Annotated in this window: 16 protein-coding genes; 11 read left to right on the top strand and 5 right to left on the bottom strand. The window is 62.9% G+C overall.

Going from position 1 to position 18361, the window contains the following annotated elements; genetic code table 11:
- Window positions 1-90: 90 nt before the first annotated feature.
- The gene (locus ACIOAU_RS06060) at window positions 91-3927 is read left to right on the top strand and encodes a molybdopterin-dependent oxidoreductase (RefSeq protein WP_401180652.1); all 3837 of its coding nucleotides are present in this window, start codon (window positions 91-93) and stop codon (window positions 3925-3927) included.
- On the opposite strand, the gene ACIOAU_RS06065 is transcribed toward ACIOAU_RS06060, so the two are convergent.
- On the bottom strand, window positions 3921-4838 hold the full coding sequence (locus ACIOAU_RS06065) for a LysR substrate-binding domain-containing protein (RefSeq protein ID WP_150569431.1): 918 nt from the start codon (window positions 4836-4838) through the stop codon (window positions 3921-3923). The two genes, ACIOAU_RS06060 and ACIOAU_RS06065, sit on opposite strands and share 7 nt — an antisense overlap.
- A gap of 115 nt (window positions 4839-4953) precedes the next feature.
- Here ACIOAU_RS06065 and ACIOAU_RS06070 point away from each other — a divergent pair, with 115 nt between their 5' ends.
- The 3 genes from ACIOAU_RS06070 (at window position 4954) to ACIOAU_RS06080 (ending at window position 8363) form a co-directional block, all read left to right on the top strand.
- Complete coding sequence (locus ACIOAU_RS06070; RefSeq protein ID WP_401180657.1) at window positions 4954-6015, top strand: YeiH family protein; 1062 nt, start codon at window positions 4954-4956, stop codon at window positions 6013-6015.
- A gap of 100 nt (window positions 6016-6115) precedes the next feature.
- On the top strand, window positions 6116-7489 hold the full coding sequence (gene ppnN / locus ACIOAU_RS06075; RefSeq protein WP_101318899.1) for a nucleotide 5'-monophosphate nucleosidase PpnN: 1374 nt from the start codon (window positions 6116-6118) through the stop codon (window positions 7487-7489).
- A 223-nt stretch (window positions 7490-7712) separates the two neighbouring features.
- Window positions 7713-8363: a TIGR04211 family SH3 domain-containing protein gene (locus ACIOAU_RS06080; RefSeq protein ID WP_150571909.1), complete on the top strand. Its 651-nt coding sequence runs from the start codon at window positions 7713-7715 to the stop codon at window positions 8361-8363.
- Between the two features lie 3 nt (window positions 8364-8366).
- On the opposite strand, the gene ACIOAU_RS06085 is transcribed toward ACIOAU_RS06080, so the two are convergent.
- Both ACIOAU_RS06085 and ACIOAU_RS06090 read right to left on the bottom strand, forming a co-directional pair.
- Window positions 8367-9302: a 5'-nucleotidase gene (locus tag ACIOAU_RS06085; protein WP_181107210.1), complete on the bottom strand. Its 936-nt coding sequence runs from the start codon at window positions 9300-9302 to the stop codon at window positions 8367-8369.
- Window positions 9292-9498 (bottom strand): hypothetical protein, encoded by a 207-nt coding sequence (locus ACIOAU_RS06090; protein WP_188035816.1) that lies wholly within the window; start codon window positions 9496-9498, stop codon window positions 9292-9294. The genes ACIOAU_RS06085 and ACIOAU_RS06090 overlap by 11 nt, the downstream gene beginning before the upstream one ends.
- Before the next feature lie 43 nt (window positions 9499-9541).
- Here ACIOAU_RS06090 and ACIOAU_RS06095 point away from each other — a divergent pair, with 43 nt between their 5' ends.
- Genes ACIOAU_RS06095 through ACIOAU_RS06105 form a run of 3 tightly spaced genes read left to right on the top strand, consistent with a single transcriptional unit; the run spans window position 9542 to window position 11721 of the window.
- Complete coding sequence (locus ACIOAU_RS06095) at window positions 9542-10165, top strand: histidine phosphatase family protein (protein ID WP_401181105.1); 624 nt, start codon at window positions 9542-9544, stop codon at window positions 10163-10165.
- Window positions 10166-10168: 3 nt separating this feature from the next.
- Window positions 10169-11050, top strand: a complete 882-nt coding sequence (locus tag ACIOAU_RS06100; protein ID WP_401180663.1) for a phosphatase PAP2 family protein — start codon at window positions 10169-10171, stop codon at window positions 11048-11050.
- Window positions 11047-11721: a response regulator transcription factor gene (locus ACIOAU_RS06105; protein WP_101318893.1), complete on the top strand. Its 675-nt coding sequence runs from the start codon at window positions 11047-11049 to the stop codon at window positions 11719-11721. The genes ACIOAU_RS06100 and ACIOAU_RS06105 overlap by 4 nt, the downstream gene beginning before the upstream one ends.
- A gap of 78 nt (window positions 11722-11799) precedes the next feature.
- Here ACIOAU_RS06105 and ACIOAU_RS06110 read toward each other — a convergent pair whose 3' ends face one another.
- On the bottom strand, window positions 11800-12681 hold the full coding sequence (locus ACIOAU_RS06110) for a LysR family transcriptional regulator (RefSeq protein WP_401180666.1): 882 nt from the start codon (window positions 12679-12681) through the stop codon (window positions 11800-11802).
- Between the two features lie 139 nt (window positions 12682-12820).
- On the opposite strand from ACIOAU_RS06110, the gene argC reads away from it, so the two are divergent.
- A complete protein-coding gene (gene argC / locus ACIOAU_RS06115; RefSeq protein WP_150569436.1) occupies window positions 12821-13762 on the top strand; it encodes an N-acetyl-gamma-glutamyl-phosphate reductase in 942 nt (313 codons plus the stop codon).
- 78 nt (window positions 13763-13840) lie between these two features.
- A complete protein-coding gene (locus ACIOAU_RS06120; protein WP_401180670.1) occupies window positions 13841-14527 on the top strand; it encodes a GNAT family N-acetyltransferase in 687 nt (228 codons plus the stop codon).
- 9 nt (window positions 14528-14536) lie between these two features.
- Here the strand turns inward: ACIOAU_RS06120 and ACIOAU_RS06125 are convergent, their stop codons facing one another.
- On the bottom strand, window positions 14537-15079 hold the full coding sequence (locus ACIOAU_RS06125) for an Rrf2 family transcriptional regulator (protein WP_101318885.1): 543 nt from the start codon (window positions 15077-15079) through the stop codon (window positions 14537-14539).
- Window positions 15080-15276: 197 nt separating this feature from the next.
- Here ACIOAU_RS06125 and ACIOAU_RS06130 point away from each other — a divergent pair, with 197 nt between their 5' ends.
- Entirely contained in the window at window positions 15277-16479 is a 1203-nt protein-coding gene (locus ACIOAU_RS06130; protein WP_401180673.1) for an NAD(P)/FAD-dependent oxidoreductase, read from the top strand.
- Window positions 16480-16727: 248 nt separating this feature from the next.
- Window positions 16728-18338 carry a methyl-accepting chemotaxis protein gene (locus ACIOAU_RS06135; protein WP_401181108.1) on the top strand — a complete coding sequence of 537 codons (1611 nt, stop codon included), beginning with the start codon at window positions 16728-16730 and terminating at the stop codon, window positions 18336-18338.
- Window positions 18339-18361: the final 23 nt, after the last annotated feature.

Genomic DNA, 18361 nt, shown 5'->3' on the forward strand with positions numbered 1-18361 from the left:
GGCGCCGTGTAGACCCCGTTTCGACGGGAGGTCTCATGGCGCCTTTTTTGTTTCTGGGCCGCTGCGGCGGGCAGAGATCAAGGGGCGAAGATGACAAGCAAAACTGTACGCAGCGTGTGTCCCTACTGTGGCGTGGGCTGCGGCATCGTCATGCAGGTCGAGCACAACCGCGTGGTCAAGGTCAGCGGCGACAAGGCGCACCCGAGCAACTTCGGCAGGCTCTGCACCAAGGGCACCACCTGTGGCCAGGCCATCGCTGATTCTGGCCGGATGGAAAACGCCTACCTGCGCCAGCAGCGCAATCAGGACCCGGTGCGGATCGCGATGGACACCGCCATCAGCGAGACCGCCCGGCGCCTGCGCGCCATCCTTGAACAGCACGGCCCCGATGCACTGGCGTTCTATGTCTCCGGGCAGATGTCGCTGGAGGCGCAGTATCTGGTCAACAAGCTGGCCAAGGGTTTTGTCCGCACCAGCAACCTGGAGTCCAACTCGCGCCTGTGCATGGCCAGCGCCGGCAGCGGCTACAAGTTATCGCTTGGCGCGGACGGGCCGCCGGGCTCGTATCAGGACTTCGACAAGGCCGAGCTGTTTTTCGTGATCGGCGCCAACATGGCTGACTGCCATCCGATTCTGTTCCTGCGCATGATGGATCGGGTCAAGGCCGGAGCCAGGCTGATCGTCGTCGACCCTCGCCGCACTGCCACGGCAGACAAAGCCGGGTTGTTTTTACAAATCAAGCCCGGCACCGACCTGGCCCTGCTCAACGGCCTGCTGCACCTGCTGGTGAAAAACGGCCACACCGATCCGGCGTTCATCGCGGCGTTCACCGCGGGCTGGGAGGCCATGCCGGCGTTTCTCGAAGACTACCCGCCAGACCAGGTCGCGCGCATCACGGGTATCCCTGAGGCCGACCTTCATCAGGCTGCAGCCTGGATCGGTGAAGCCGGCGAATGGATGAGCTGCTGGACCATGGGTCTCAACCAGAGCACCCACGGCACCTGGAACACCAACGCGCTGTGCAACCTGCATCTGGCCACCGGCGCCATCTGCCGCCCGGGCAGCGGGCCGTTCTCCCTGACCGGGCAACCGAATGCCATGGGGGGGCGCGAGATGGGTTACATGGGCCCCGGCCTGCCCGGCCAACGCTCGGTGCTGGTCGAGGCCGACCGGCAGTTCATCGAAGACCTGTGGGCGATCCCGCGCGGCAGCCTGCGGCAGGACGTAGGCGGCGGCACTGTGGCGATGTTCGAGCAGATGCGCAGCGGCCTGATCAAGGCCTGCTGGATCATCTGCACCAACCCGGTGGCATCGGTGCCCAACCGCCAGCAGGTCATCGACGGCTTGCAACAGGCTGAGCTGGTGATCACTCAGGACGCCTTCCTCGACACCGAGACCAATCGCTACGCCGATATCCTCCTTCCCGGCGCGCTATGGGCTGAGGCTGAAGGGGTAATGATCAACTCCGAACGCAACCTGACCCTGATGCAGCAAGCCGTGCAGGCACCCGGTGAAACCCTGCCCGACTGGCAGATCATTGCCAGGGTGGCCTGCGAGATGGGTTTTGCCAATGCCTTTAGCTACAGCAGCGCAGCCGAGATATTTGAAGAGATCAAGCGCGCCTGGAATCCCAAGACCGGCTATGACATTCGCGGGGCGACCTACGCCCGTCTACGCGAACAGCCGCTGCAGTGGCCGTGCGCTGTGGACCCTGGCCAGACGCGCAATCCGATCCGCTACCTCAACGACGGCGTCAGCCAGTCGCTTGCACTGGCAGAAGACGGCAGCCGACCTGCCATCGTCTTCCCGACCGAGCATGGCAAGGGCGTGTTTCTGCCGCGCCCGCATTTACCACCCGCTGAAATGCCCGACCAACACTTCCCATTGCTGCTCAACACCGGACGCGTGCAGCACCAATGGCACACCCTGACCAAGACCGGCAAGGTGGCCACGCTGAACAAGCTCAATCCTGGGCCGTTTATCGAGATCCACCCGCAGGATGCAGCCATGCTTGGCATCAAGGCCAAAGACGCCGTGGAAATACGCTCGCGACGCGGTCGCGCCGTATTGCCAGCGGTGATCACCGAACGGGTCCTGCCGGGTAATTGCTTTGCACCTTTTCACTGGAACGATGTGTTTGGCGACAACCTGGCGATCAATGCCGTGACCAACGACGCTGTCGACCCGATTTCGCTGCAACCCGAATTCAAGTGCTGTGCGATTGCGCTGCAACGGGTCGAGCTGATCGACCACCAATGGCTGGATACGGCGAGCGCTCCCGCACTCACCGCCAGCCCTGCTCACGAAGACCTCGCCATGGGGGCCGAGGAAGACGCTGCCTTGCCAGGCCACGTGACGCTGCTGTGGGCTTCGCAGACCGGCAATGCCGAAGCCCTGGCTGAGCGCTACGCCAAGCGCTTGCGCGACGCAGGGGTCAGCGTGCAGCTGTGTGCGATGGCGGACTTTCCCGCGAGCAAGCTGGCCAGCACGCAGACCCTGGCCTTGATCAGCAGTACCTTCGGTGACGGCGACCCACCCGACAACGGCGAGCGCTTCTGGAGCGCATTGAATGCGCAGCAGATGCAGCTTGAGTCACTGCGCTATGCCGTGCTGGCGCTGGGTGACGCCAGTTATGAGCAGTTCTGTAACCACGGCAAGAGACTCGATCATCGCCTGCAAGCCTTGGGCGCGACCCGCCTGATTGAGCGAGTCGACTGCGATAGCGACTACGAGGTGCAGGCCGAGCACTGGCTGGCGCAGTTGCAGCAGGCACTCGATCTTGCGCCGACAGCGCTGATTGAGGACCCAGCAACCAGCGCGACGCCGAGCAAAGCCAAGCCTTATGCCTCACGCCTGTTGAGCAATGTTCGCTTGAATCAGCCGGGTGCGAGCAAGGATACCCGCTTGTTTTCCTTCGCCCTGGAAGATTCAGGCCTGGCCTATGAGGCGGGAGACGCACTGGGCGTGTGGCCACGCAACTGCCCGGAACTTGTCGGCGAAGTGCTCGAACTGACCGGCCTGGCTGCGGACACGCCGGTCAGCCTCGACAAGCTTGGTGACGTTCCGTTAGGCCAGGCACTGAGCGAACACTTCGAAATCGCCCGCCCCAGCCGCGAAGCGCTGGCATTGATCGCCGAACGCAGCGGTAACCCGGAACTCAAGCAGTTGCTCAGCAGCGAGCGCAAAGCGCAGCTGAATGAGTGGCTGTGGGGCCGCCAGCTGGCAGACGTGCTCCATGCCTACCCGATCGACTGCGGCGCCAGCGAGTTGCTTGGCACACTCAAACGCCTGCAACCGCGCCTGTACTCGATCGCCTCCAGCCCCAAGGCCAATCCCCGTGCAGTCGATCTCACGGTTGCAGCCGTGCGCTACGGCAAGCGCAAGGGCGTGTCTTCGACCTTTCTTGCCGACCGCGCAGAACACGCCGAGGTGCCGGTTTTCCTCCAGCAATCGAAGCACTTTCGCCCACCGGCCGATGGCTCGCTGCCGATGATCATGATCGGCCCGGGCACTGGCGTGGCGCCATTCCGGGGCTTTTTGCAGGAGCGCCAGGCGCGGGGTGATCCAGGCCGCAACTGGTTGTTCTTCGGCGAGCAGCACGCGGCCAGTGATTTTTATTACCGCGAAGAGCTGCAAGCCATGCAGCGCGATGGCCTGCTCACCCATTTGAGCCTGGCATTTTCCCGCGACCAGGCGCAGAAAATCTATGTTCAGGACCGCATTCTGGAGCAAGGCGCCGAGCTCTGGCGCTGGCTGCAAGAAGGCGCGCAGTTGTATATCTGTGGCGATGCCAGCCGCATGGCCAAGGACGTCGATTATGCCCTGCGCCAGGTTGCGCAATGTCATGGTGGCCTGGAATCCGACGCTGCCGCTGATTACTGGCGCCAGTTGAGCGAGCAAAGACGCTACCTGCGCGATGTCTACTGATCCGCCGGCCCCACGCCCTGCCCCGGCTCGCAAGCGGGCGCAGTGCAGAGCTCAAGAAACCGCGCCGCCACCCGCGACGGCGTGTCGGCATGCGGCATCAGGATCGAGAAGCGCCGGGTCAACGCTTCCGGGGCAACCCGCAGGCGCCGCAGCGCTGCGTCCTCATGGCGCATCGACATCGACGAGACAAAACCGACGCCCATCCCTGCCCGCACTGCTTCCTTGACCCCTTCCACACCGGCAATCTCCAGGCCCACCCGCATCGCCACCCCGCTGCGAGCAAATGCTCGCTCGACCAACTGGCGTACGCCCGAACCGCTTTCGCGCAGAACCAGTGGATAGGCGCCCAACGCTTGCAGGGTCTGCCCGTGCTCAACTGCGGCAAGCAGGTGTTGGCTGGGCACGATGGCAACAATTTCGTCCTCGCGCCACGGTGTAACCCCTGTGCCTGCCGGCAAGTCGGGGCCGGGCGGACCTTCGATCAGGGCTATATCCAACGATCCCAGGGCGGCGACGATGTCAGCCGTGTTGCCATTGATGGTCGTCACCAGCACTTGGGGGTAGCGCTGGCGAAAATCGGCAATCAGGTACGGCAGCAGATAGCTCGCTGGGGTCGTGCTGGCGCCGATGCGCAAGGTGCCGCGTTCCAGCCCGCGCAGCGCGTCCTTCAGCGCTTTGGCCTGGACGAAGGTATCGCGCAGCCGTTTCGCGTGGCCGAGCAATTGCTCGCCCGCTGCAGTCAAGCGCACGCCACGGCCGGCACGCTGATAAAGCGGCTCGCCGAATTCTTCTTGCAGCAGCTTTAACTGCCCGGATACGGCAGGCTGCGACAGGTGCAGGGCCAGCGCCGCGTGGCTGATGTTGCCGTGTTCAGCAACGGTAGCGAAAGTTATAAGCTGTTCAGGGGTCATCTGCACAAAGTATCAGCTAGACGGATATTTTCCATCCTGAATCACGATTTTTTATAAGCTTATAACTGAATTAACGTGGACCTATCAAAACGCTACCTCGACCGGAGGACGCATGATGGCTACGGCTCCCGTTACACACTCGCATACGCCTACTCACGACATCCGTGGGCGGCTCAACGGTATCTTGTTTGTCGCCCTGTTCGCCCTGGCAGTGACGCAATTGGCAGCACTGCCCGCCTTTGCCCGCCTGGGCATCAGCCCGCTGATTGTCGGCATCCTTGCCGGCGCGTTGTACGGCAACTTGCTGCGCCAGGGCATACCCGCCGGCTGGGCCAGCGGTATCAACTTCAGTGCACGCAATCTGCTACGCATCGCCGTGGCCTTGTTCGGCCTGCGGGTCAGTCTGCAGGAGATCGCCCAGGTCGGCTGGTCAGGCCTGACCGTGTCGCTGGCAATCGTGGTGAGCACCTTGCTGCTCGGCCTGTGGGTCGGCATCAAGTTATTCAAGCTGGACCGCGACACCGCTCTGCTGACCGCCGCCGGCAGCGCCATCTGCGGTGCAGCCGCAGTGCTGGCGTTTGAATCGGCCTTGCGCTCGCAGCCGCACAAGAGCGCCATGGCGGTTGGCAGCGTGGTGCTGTTCGGCACGCTGTCGATGCTGCTCTACCCAGTGCTGGTCAACAGCGGCTGGCTGGGCCTGGACACGCTCGGCGTTGGCCTGTTTTTCGGCGGCACCCTGCATGAGGTCGCCCAGGTGGTCGGCGCAGCGAGCAACGTCAGCCCGGAAGTCACGCATATCGCCACCATCGTCAAGATGACCCGGGTCATGCTGCTGGTGCCGGTGTTGCTGGTGGTGGGCCTGTGGATCAGCCGTTCGCGCCAGGCTGGTCAGGCGCAGGGCAACGGCAGGATCAACGTGCCGTGGTTTGCCTTTGGCTTCCTCGCACTGGTGCTGGTCAACTCGCTGCAGGTGCTGCCCGCTGGCATGGTGAGCGCGGTCAATCAGTTCGATACCTTCGCCTTGACCATGGCCATGACCGCCTTGGGCATGGAGACCAAATTCAGCCAGATTCGCCAGGCCGGCCCAAGGGCGCTGGCAACCGGGGCGATTCTCAACCTGTGGCTGGTATTCGGCGGCCTGGGCATCACCTTGGCCGTGCAACGGCTGTTCGGCTGAGCAGCGAACGAGGGATTTTCAACAGCCCCCTCGTTGCGGCGCACATTTGTCGGTATGGTGGTGTCCAAGTAGGAGTTTTACATGCACAGGAAAGACTTAGATGCCCCAACGCAATGTAATCAATGCATCCGTCAGCCCCAAAGGCAGCCTCGAAACGCTGTCGCAACGTGAAGTTCAGCAACTGAGCGAAGCCGGTAGCGGCAGCCTTTACACCCTGTTCCGTCAATGCGCCCTGGCGATCCTCAACACCGGCGCCCATGTCGACAACGCCAAGACCATTCTCGAAGCCTACAAGGACTTCGAAGTACGCATCCATCAGCAGGACCGCGGCGTACGCCTCGAACTGCTGAACGCCCCGGCCGATGCCTTCGTCGATGGCGAGATGATCGCCAGCACCCGCGAGATGCTGTTCAGCGCCCTGCGCGACATCGTCTACACCGAGAGCGAACTGGCCAGCCAGCGCATCGACCTGGAAAGCTCCCAGGGCATCACCGATTACGTCTTCCACTTGCTGCGCAACGCGCGCACCTTGCGCCCGGGCGTCGAGCCGAAGATGGTCGTGTGCTGGGGCGGCCACTCGATCAGCAGCGAGGAATACCAGTACACCAAGAAGGTCGGCCACGAGCTGGGCCTGCGCAAGCTGGATATCTGCACCGGCTGCGGCCCGGGCGTAATGAAGGGGCCGATGAAGGGCGCCACCATCGCCCACGCCAAACAGCGTATGCACGGTAGCCGCTATCTCGGCCTGACCGAGCCGGGCATCATCGCCGCCGAGGCGCCGAACCCGATCGTCAACGAGCTGGTGATCCTGCCCGACATCGAGAAGCGCCTGGAAGCCTTCGTCCGGGTTGGTCACGGCATCATCATCTTCCCAGGTGGCGCCGGCACGGCCGAAGAGTTCCTGTACCTGCTCGGCATTCTGATGCACCCGGACAACGAAGGCCTGCCGTTCCCGGTGGTGCTGACCGGGCCGCGCAGCGCCGAAGCTTATCTGCAGCAGTTGCATGCGTTTGTCGGCGCCACCCTGGGTGAAGCGGCGCAAGCGCATTACCAGATCATCATCGATGATCCGGCCGAGGTCGCGCGGCAGATGGTCGAGGGGCTCAAGGCGGTCAAGCAGTTCCGCCGCGAGCGCAACGATGCCTTCCACTTCAACTGGCTGCTGAAGATTGAAGAGGGCTTCCAGCGCCCGTTCGACCCGACCCACGCCAATATGGCCAACCTTGAACTGCGCCGCGATCTGCCGCCGCACGAACTGGCGGCCAACCTGCGCCGAGCGTTTTCCGGGATTGTCGCGGGCAACGTCAAGGACAATGGCATCCGCCTGATCGAGCAACACGGCCCGTATCAGATCCGCGGTGACAGCGCTGTGCTCGACCCGCTGGGACGCTTGCTGCAGGCCTTCGTTGACCAGCACCGGATGAAGCTACCTGGCGGCGCAGCCTATGTGCCGTGCTACCAGGTCGTGACCTGAAAGCGTGATTGAACGAGCTGGCTCGATGGCATTTTCATGCAATCGGGCCAGTACGCCTGCCATCATCAGCCCTGAACAATTCCGCAACACTTAGCTGACATTTCCCACGCCAGGTGGTGAACCTGCTGACAAAAAAACGGTCTTTGGCTGACGGTCAAGTCACCGACCCGTTCATCGGCCCAGTCATCGGGCCTACTTTTGTCCAGTAGCAGCGAAGATCATCATGCCCGATTCCAGCCCCGCCCTGCCCGTCCGTCCTGCCCTGCGTGGCAGCCTGCTAGCTTGCCTGATCGCCCTCGCCGCGCCGGTTCAGGCCGAACAGCCGAGTAGCGATGCGCGCTGGGTCAGTGACAGCCTGAGCACTTATGTGCGCAGCGGCCCGACCAATGGCCACCGCATCGTTGGCAGCCTCAAGGCTGGCGAGAAGGTCAGCCTGGTCGACACCCAGGGCAACTACAGCCAGATCCGCGGCCAGAACGGCGACCTGGTGTGGATCCTCAACAGCGACCTGCAGGCAGTACCGGGTCAGGCCGAACGCCTGCCAGAGCTGGACGGTAAGGTCACGCAACTGTCCGAGCAGCTGAAAACCATCGACGACAGCTGGAAGGCCCGCGTGCAGGGCATGCAGGAGACCCTCGACTCGCGCAAGACGCTGGCTGACGAACTGGAAGTGCGCAACAAAGACCTGACCCAGCAACTCGACCAAGCCCAGTCCGCCCTGCGCGATGCCCAGGCGCAACTGGGGGACGAGAACAAGCAGGTGATGATGCGCTATATGGTTTACGGCGGCAGCATTGCCGGTGCCGGCCTGCTGTTGGGGCTGATCCTGCCGGCACTGACCCGCGGTCGCAAACGCAACGACCGCTGGTTCTGAGGTTCACAGCGGCTGATTGGTAATGCCGAACGGTACGTGCACTGACGGCGCAACAGTGCGCGTACTGTTGAGGTGGCCAGACTGGTCATCGAAGAAGATATGCGGCTTGAGCACCTGCAGCACCCGGCGCTTTTCGATACCGCCAAGAAAGAACGCGTCGTTGGCCATCACCCCCCAGCTCTTCAGGGTATTCAGCGCGCGTTCATGGGAAGGCGCATTGCGCGCGGTGACAATCGATACGCGCAGGCGGTTCTCGTAACCGGGATGCGCCAGCTTGTAACGCTCTTCGGCGGCCTGGATGCTGGCAATGCGCACGAAGAACTCCTTCAACGGCCCGGGGTTGTGCGGCTGGGTCACGTTGCTGACCTCATGGGCATGAAAACCGGTCAGGCCATCGCGCTGCATCACCGTCTCCGATTCGTCCCCTGCCAGCACCCCATCGAAGTCGAACGCAATGCGCAGGCCATCATCGTCCTCGTCATCGTCGAACTGTGAATCGAGCACCTGCCCGGCCGGGTAACCTGCCTTGATCGCCGCATCAACGTGGGCCTTGTCGGCCGACAAGAACAGGGCGATGTTCAGCGCAGGGATGTACTCATAAGGCGAGCGCCCCTGCATGAAGATCGCCCGTGTCATGTTCAGGCCGTAGTGCTCGATGGTCTTCATCACGCGCAGGCCGGTATCCGGATCGTTCTGTGACAGCAAGACCACCTCGACCAGCGGATCCTGCGGGTCATCACACAGGTCATTGAGCGCCAGCAAGCGCTTGATGAACGGGTAGGCAATCCCCCGCGCCAGCGGCGCGTGCAGGTGCTGCTGCTGATATTCGCGGTACTGCGCCTCGCCTTCGCGGCGAAACACCGCGTCTGATTCACTCAGGTCAAACACCGCGCTCGATGCCACGCCGATGACCAGGCGATCGTCCACTTCATAAGCCATTGCCGATCTTTGCCCCTTCTACGCCCAGTGAAAGCCTGACGGTGGCGTTGCCCACGCTGCTTTGCAAGAGATTTCGGCAGCGCCGCCAGTTGAAGGTATTTTTCACATTTGCTTCACCCGACCCCAACAGCCCGACACCTAAATTGCCACCATTGAAAACGTCGGGAGCATCGAACGTGCAACAAGCGGTCTTCAAGCAGTACTCCAGTTCAGCCGGTTTGACCCGGCGCCTGCCGCGCATGGCCTCGGTCGTCGGCGTTGTCGCAGCCACTGCCTTGGCCTTCGGTGCGCTCGGTTGGTTTGCGCTGAGCAACCACGTGCCTACTATCAGCAGCGAGCAGCAGATGCGCAGCAGCGGGTTGTCTGCGGCCTGGGCCGAGGGCTCGGTGCTGGTCCTTATCCGCCATGCCGAGCGCTGTGACCGCTCCAGCAACGTCTGCTTGAACGACCCAACAGGTATCACGGTGGCCGGCAGCCAGGCAGCTGGCCGCGTCGGTGAAGGCCTGCAGAGGCTGGGCCTGGCCAACACCGCATTGCTCAGCAGCACGGAGCTGCGCACGCGGCAAACGGCGCAGTTCATCTTCGACAAGCCGCTCGCCACGCAGCAGTGGCTCAATGACTGTGATGGCCACTTCGCCGATGTGGCGCTGAGCCACAAGCAGCCGGGCCAGAATCTGGCCCTCGTTACCCACAGTGGCTGCATCGATCAGCTCGAGCGGCAACTGCATGTGCCTGGCGGGCAGCGTTCCAGTGCCTATGCCAGCGCGCTGTTCGTGGCTGTCGACGGCCACGGCAAACCCCACATTCTCGGCCAGACCAACGCCGAGCAATGGCCCAGGTTGATTGCCAAGAGAGGTAGTTGAGCCATGCAGCCGTCACCGCGCACCAGTTTCTATCTGATCAATCTGGGCCTGCCACTGTTGCTGGGGGCGCTGGTCTTTGTGCTGTTCGACCTGACCAGCCTCGATCAGTCGATCAGCAACCTGTTGCTTGATCCGGTCAGCGGGCAGTTCCCGTTGCTGCACGATCAGTGGTTCGAGAAGGTCAGCCACAAGTGGCCGCGCATTCTTCCGGACTGGACCGGCGAGGCGGCGATTGTTGGCTTGCTGCTGTCGTTCATCTGGCCACGCCTCACGGCCAACCCCAAGCGCCTGCTGGACGCCATCGGCGCGGCGCCGCTGCTGCGCTTTACCCGCGACCACCGGCAGGACTTGCTGTTCGTGGTCGTCGCATTCGCACTGAGCACGACGGTCATCCACTACCTCAAGAGTCACACCGGGGTGTATTGCCCGGTAGAAACTACGCTTTACGGTGGTACGCACCTGCGCCAGGAGTGGTTCAGCAACTTCAACTGGACCGAGAAGACTGCCGGCGGCCGCTGCTGGCCCGGGGGCCATGCCTCAAGCGGCTTCACCCTGCTGGCGCTGTACTTTGTCGCGCTGCGCCATCAATGGCGCCACGCACGGCTGCTGTTGGTGGGGATTGTCTTGCTAGGTTTGGTCTATGGCACCACCCGGGTACTGCAAGGCTGGCACTTCATGTCACATACGTTCTGGGCCGGCATCTTTGTCTGGTTGACGACCTGGCTGACGGCCCTGTTCTGCTATGGCCGGCCAGCCTTGCAGGGCTTGCCCGTACTGACTCCGACGCCGAGGCTTGCACGTTTGCCCGCTTTGAGCGGTTGGCATAAGGCTTCAAGAGTTATCGACACGCGGTTGATGCGCTTCAAACACAAGGGACAGCAATGAGAATTCTGGTTATCGAGGACCACCGCGATATTCACGACAATCTGGTCGAGTTTCTCCAGCTCAGGGGCCACGAGGTCACCGGCGCGCTGGACGGCCTGACCGGCCTGCATCTGGCGGCGTCGAACAACTTTGACGCCATCATCCTCGACATCATGTTGCCAGGCATCGACGGCAATCAGATCTGCCACAGCCTGCGCGAGCATTCGCGCTCGCAGGTGGCGATTGTCATGCTCAGCGCACGCGATGAGCTGAGCGATCGCCTGACCGGGTTCAAGGTCGGTGCCGACGATTACATCGTCAAGCCGTTCGCCATGTCCGAAGTGCTGGCCAGGGTGCAGTCAGTGGTCGCCCGGCGCCAGCAGCGCGCCAGTCGCAAGCTGGTAGTAGCCGACCTGCAGTTCGACCTCGACACCCTCGAGGTGACCCGAGCCGGCACGGTGCTAAAGCTCAAGCCAACCAGCCGCAAACTGCTCGAGGTGCTCATGCAAAAGAGCCCCAACCTGGTCCGTCGCAGCGAGCTCGAAGAAACCATCTGGGGACGTGACGCACCGCAGGGCGACAACCTGCGCAGCAACATCCATATCCTGCGCAGCATCATCGACAAACAGTTCGACAGCCCGTTACTGCACACGGTGCATGGGCTGGGGTATCAGCTGTGCGAGAAGTACTGAAAGGGCCGCCCGCAGCATACGCACTCTGTAGGAGCGGCCTTGCCGGGGCGCTCCTACAGACACCATGTGCGCTTCAAATCACTGCCGCAACCCTTGCAACGCCGCCAGCACATAGCCGGTGGCGCGCTCCATCTCACCAACCCTGCAAGCAATCCCCAGTTGCCGCCACAACCCCGGCCGCAGCGGCCGCCGACTCACTCGCGGATCCAGCGCCGCCACCTGGCCCTCCTGCGGCAACAGCGTCGCACCATACCCAGCACCGACCAGGCTCTTGATCGCATCATTGAAATTCAGCTCGATGCGCGGCTCAGGAAACAACCCCGCCGCCCCAAACCACTGCGCAATCACCCGCGACAACTGAGTACTGCTGTCGTTGAGAATCAACGCCCGCTGAGCCAGCCACGCCGGCGTCACCCGCGCAGGTGGGCGCCATTCACTGGGCACATAGGCCATGATCGGATCCCGCCGCCAAGGCGTAATCTGCACGCCTTTGCCAGCCACCTGCGGCAGTGCCACCAGAGCAATATCCAACCGCCCCTCGCGCAGACCCGCCAACGAAGCCTGCGAAGTCAACACCTGCACCTGCACATCAATCCCCGGATGCTCGACCCGCAGCATCTCCAGCGCCTGCGGCAACAGATGGGCGATGGCACCAGTCGACGCGCCCAGCCGCACCCGCCCAGTCAAGCCCTGCACCTGTCGACGCACCTCCTCCAGTGCCAGCTCGGCGTCTGCCAGCAGCTTTCGCGACCGCACCAGCAGCGTCTCGCCGATGGCCGTCGGGCGCACCTGACCGCGGGTCCGGCTGAGCAGCGGCGCACCTACCCGGGCCTCCAACTCGGCGACGTGCAGGCTGATGGTCGGCGGCGCCAGGTTGAGCTGGCGGGCAGCTTCAGCGAACGAGCCAAGGTCGGCAATCACCACCAGAGTGCGCAAACGGTCGAGGCTGATTTCACGCATGGGCTGGATGCAAATGGACTGACACGGAAGCGCTCCCTGATTCAGGATTTCTGAACGCGACCATCATGAAATGCAAATTTCCATTCGTCCAGTCGTGAGCGAGCATAGGCCATCTTCCTTATTACACGGACATCGCCCCATGCGTACTCCTCTGGTCTTTATCGACGGCGACCAAGGCACCACCGGCCTGCAGATCCACGCCCGCCTGCACGGGCGCAACGATTTGCGCCTGCTGACCCTGGCCGAAGCCGAGCGCAAGGATCCACAGCGCCGCGCAGAGGCGATCAACAGCGCCGATATCGCCCTGCTGTGCCTGCCGGATGCCGCCGCGATCGAAGCGGTAGCGGCGATCAACAACCCGGCGGTGCGGGTCATCGACGCCAGCTCCGCCCACCGCACTGCACCAGGTTGGGTGTATGGCTTGCCGGAACTGGATGCGCAGCAGCCTGAGCGCATCGCCCAGGCCAAGCGGGTGAGCAACCCTGGCTGCTACCCAACCGGGGCCATTGCCCTGTTGCGGCCACTGATCGAGGCCGGGCTGCTGCCCACCGACTATCCACTGACAGTACATGCGATCTCAGGCTACTCCGGCGGCGGCCGGGCCGCGGTCGAGCGGCATGAACAGCCACGCGCAGAACGCTTGCCTACGCTGCAGCTGTACGGCCTTGATCTGGCCCACAAGCATGTCCCGGAAATACAGCAGCATGCCGGCCTCAGCGCGCGGCCAGTATTTCTCCCAGGCTATGGCGATTACCGCCAGGGCATCGTGCTGAGCATCCCGCTGCAATTGCGGCTGTTGCCTGCTGGGGTGAATGCCGAGCATCTGCAAGCTTGCCTGCAGGAGCATTATCAAAACGCCCGTCACGTCCAGTTGATGCCATTGCACCAGCACGGGCCAGCCGCAGCACTGGACCCAGAGGCGCTCAACGACAGCAATGATCTGCGCCTGGCGCTGTTCGCCAACCCGGAGCACGGCCAGGTTGTGCTCACTGCGGTATTCGACAACCTGGGCAAAGGCGCCTCGGGCGCGGCGGTACAAAACCTTGACCTGATGCTGGCGGCGTTCGCCGAGCACAGCTGAACCGGCAAAACCGGGTAGACTGTCACCCCGCGTTGCCGTTGACGCGGGGTGTTTTTGCCAGCCGGAGCTTTGCCTGCAATGTTCATTCTCAGCCGCCTCGACAGCGTGCCGCCCGAATCCTTCCAGAACCAGATCCGCCAGTTGGTGATCGACCATGTCGGCGAGCTGAGTAGTGTCGCCATCAGCAGTGACAACCCGCTCTACCCGCTCTATCAATACGGTGTCGGCCTTGAGGTGCACCAGTACCTGCAAGCCATGGACGGCACACGTGGGCTGGCCGTGCAGTTGTTGCTCGCGCTGGATGCCGACGCGCCTGATCAACTACTGGGTTTCGCGCTCACTCTGCCCGCTCAGGACGATCCGCAGGCCTGCTCGCTGGCGTTCATGGTGGTGCTGCGCAGCCACCGTCGCCAGGGCATCGCTCGCGCACTGCTGGCTGACCTGCAGTCACGCTACAGCTGTGTCGAACTGAATGCCTTCGCAGGGCTGGTGCCCTGGTTTGAAGAGATGGGCATGCAGGTGGTCGCGGCACGTGGCCCGCAAGTGCTGATGAGCAGCACCGGCCACGCCAGCGGCGCGCTGGTCGGCACTCTGGATATCGCCCCGATCTATGAAACGCTGGAAGTGCGCCAGATCCATGCCTACCTGCTCAAGCAGCAAGGCGAAGACGCCATGATCGACGCCGAACAGCGCCGCGATGAGCGTCTTGACGAACTGGCGCTACAGGCCCAGGCCTGCGTCAGGCAGCGCCAAGCGGTGCATTGACCGCCCCGCTCAAACCTCGGTCAAAGGGATGTCGCCGGCGCTGCCCTTGCCCTCGCGGCGATCGCTCATCCAGTCGTTGAGCTGTTCGCCAAACTGCGCCGGCGCCTTGCGCCCGAAGCGCTGCCCCAGATCAAGGATGCTCTGCTGGGCCAGGGTCTCTTCCATGCGTTTCTGCGCGCTGATCATCACCGCGTGGATTGCGCAGGTGCCCTCGGTCGCCCAGCTCGGCGCCGAGCCCTCGAACAGCACACAGCGCTCGCGGATTTCGCGGCAATCGAAAATCTTCTTCGCCCCGTCAATTGCAGTGGCGATGTCCAACACGCTGATCTCGGCCGCCGGCCGCGCCAGGCGAAACCCGCCGCGCACGCCTTCGGTGGCCGCCACCAGGCCGGCGCGAGCCAGTTTGGTAAAGACCTTGGCCAGGTATTCCTGAGGCACCCCCTGCAGCTCGGCCAGATCACGCACGCTGGCTTCGCGGCTCTCACCCTGCTCATCGAGCAACAGCAGCAGGCAATGGATGCCGTATTCAACCCCGGCGCTGTAAAGCGACATATCAATCTCCGACTGGATTAGTCGCAAATGGTACGCCTGTGGCCGCCTGTAGGCAAAGACCTGCTGGTTCGACGCTGATCGCAATCAACAAAACGCTTGTGATTTATAACTACGACCAATATAGTCGTAGTTATTCGAGCGACAACAGGATTGTGCTCGATGGTGTCTCGTCCCTCTCAATCACCCGGAGCAATCCCATGAAAACCGACATCCTGATCATCGGCGCAGGCTTCGCTGGCGTGTGGAGCGCACTCAGCGCTGCGCGCTTGCTCGACCAGGCGCAACGCGGCGAGTTGAGCATCAGCGTTCTCGCCCCTCAGCCGCAGATGCGCATCCGCCCACGCCTTTACGAGGCCCAGGCACATACCCTGCAGGCGCCTCTGACCGCCTTGTTCGATGCGGTTGGGGTGAAGTTCATCGAGGGTCACGCCCGGGAGATCGACCCGGATGGACGCCAGGTCAGCTATGAAGACGGCGCTGGCAACAACCAACGGATCAGCTATCGACGCCTGATCCTCGCCGCCGGCAGCCAAGTGGCGCGCCCGAACATTGCCGGCCTGGCTGAGCACACCTTTGATGTCGACCAACTGGAATCGGCCGTGCGCCTTGAACAGCATCTGCACGCGCTCGCCGCGCTGCCGGGATCCCCTGCGCGCAACACCGTGGTGGTGTGCGGCGGCGGTTTCACCGGCATCGAAACGGCAACCGAAATGCCCGAGCGTTTGCGTGCAATGCTCGGCGCCGACACCCGCTTGCGCGTAGTGGTGGTCGACCGCGGCGCACAGATCGGCGCGGCACTAGGCGCCGGGATCACTCCCTCAATCGTCGCCGCCTGCAAACAAGCCGGCGTGGAATGGTTGCCCGGCACCTCGGTGGTGGCAGTCGACAGTGGCGGCGTCACGCTGGACAACGGCGACTACATCGCCAGCAAGACAGTGATCTGGACCGTCGGCGTGCAGGCCAGCCCATTGACGGCACAAATACCCGGCGAGCGCGACGGCCAGGGTCGGCTGCGGGTAGACGAGCATCTCAAGGTCAAAGGTCAGGAACACATCTATGCCACCGGCGACGTTGCCTGGGCGGCCGTCGATGACCTCGGCAACCATGCCCTGATGACCTGCCAGCACGCCATCCCTATGGGCCGCCATGCGGGCAACAACGCCGCAGCAGATCTGCTCGCGCTAACGCCCGTGGTCTATCGCCAGCCCAAATATGTCACCTGCCTCGACCTCGGCGCGTGGGGCGCGACCTTCAGCGAAGGTTGGGAGCGCGAGCTGAAACTGCAAGGTGAGGAAGGCAAGGCAGTCAAACGGCAAATCAACACGCAATGGATCTACCCGCCAGCCGCAGACAGGGCCACGGCGCTGGCTGCCGCCGACCCCGCGATTGCTATCGTCTGAGCGCAATAAAGCTGACAGTTTCGTCAGAAAATGACGGAACTGTCGTAAGTTGCAGTTACATTGAATGAGTGGTCAATAATAGTGGCACTGTGGCATCATCGAAAAAAACAATCAGCACGATTGAGGAACAACCTCACCCTTTCGCAGCGCATCGAGAGCCCGGCGCCTACCAGGTGACGCGGCTTCGCCGAACCAGCTCTTGACGCCTGCCAGCCATCGTCAAGGAGCTTCCCATGCAATTACGGAATATGAAGATCGGCACTCGCGCCGCCAGTGTGTTTACCCTGCTGGGCGTGCTGGTACTGGTCATGGGCTTACTCTCACTGTACGAAACCCGCCAGATGGACCGCTCCACCGATGAGATCCGCGATACCTGGATCCCGGCCATGGTTGCCTTGAGCGACGTCGGCACCAATCTGGGCCGCGCCCGCGCCATTACCCTGCGCACCGCACTGGAAACACAGGCAAGTGCCCGCCAGAGCAGCATGGCCCTGGTCGACAGCATCAACCAGCAACTGGCCAGCGGTATCAAGGCCTATGAAGCAACCATCGTCGCTGCTGATGATCGCGCCCTGTTCAATACCTTCGCCGCCGCCGAGCGCCAGTATCTGGATCAGCAGAAGCAGGTACTCGGCTTGATAGTGGCTGGCAAGGCTGACGAGGCCAATGCGTTATTGACTGGCGCCATGGCGCAGTCCGCCGATGTGATGATGAAAGCCCTGGGCGCTCTGCTCGTTTACAACAGCAATGGCGCCGAGGCGGCCTCCCAGCGCAGCAGCGACGTGGCCGATGAGGCGTTTTCGGTGATCGTCGTGTCGCTGTTGATCATCCTCGGTGCACTGGTGGCCATCGCGATTCTGCTCACCCGCAGCATCGTCGTGCCCTTGGCTGATGCCGTCGCAGTGGCAGAACGCGTCGCCACCAACGATCTGACCCAGGACATCCGTGTACAAGGCCAGGACGAGCCAGCCCTGCTGCTCGCTGCCCTGGCGCGGATGCAGAGCAGCCTGCGCGACACCCTGCGCAAGATCTCTGCCTCATCCGACCAGTTGGCCTCGGCCTCCGAAGAGCTGCACAGCGTGACCGAAGACACCAGCCGCGGCCTGCATCAGCAAAGCGCCGAAATTGACCAGGCAGCCACTGCGGTCAACCAGATGACTGCCGCCGTCGAAGAAGTCGCGAACAACGCCGTGACCACTGCCGATGCATCCAAAGGCGCCGACCAGAGCACCCGTGACGGTCGCGATCAGGTCAATCAGGCACTCAGCTCGATCCAGCATCTGGTCAACGACGTCAGCGGCACTTCAACTGAAATCGAACAACTGGCCACCAGTGCCAACGAAATAAGCCGCGTGCTGGACGTGATCGGCGCCATCGCCGGGCAGACCAACCTGCTGGCCCTCAATGCGGCAATCGAAGCCGCCCGCGCTGGCGAAGCTGGCCGCGGTTTTGCCGTGGTCGCCGACGAGGTGCGCGCCCTCGCCCACCGCACTCAGGAGTCCACCGCTGAAATCGAACAGATGATTGCCGGTATCCAGAACGGCACCGAACGCGCCGTGACAGCCATGCACAGCAGCCGCAGCCGCGCCAACGGCACCTTGGAAGTGGCCCAGTCAGCCGGCGAAGCGTTGGAGGTAATTGCTGAAGCGATTGCCTCGATCAACCAGCGCAACCTGGTCATCGCCAGCGCCTCCGAAGAACAGGCGCAGGTGGCGCGAGAGGTGGACCGCAACCTGGTCAACATCCGCGATCTGTCGATGCAGACCTCGGCGGGCGCCAACCAGACCAGCGCTGCGGCGCAGGATCTGTCGCGCCTGGCAGTGGACCTGAACGGGATGGTGGCGCAGTTCAAGCTTTGACAGTAAAAGGGGGCTGCCGGGCA

Source organism: Pseudomonas sp. NPDC088322 (assembly GCF_044740745.1).
In the GTDB taxonomy this organism is placed as follows: domain Bacteria; phylum Pseudomonadota; class Gammaproteobacteria; order Pseudomonadales; family Pseudomonadaceae; genus Aquipseudomonas; species Aquipseudomonas shirazensis.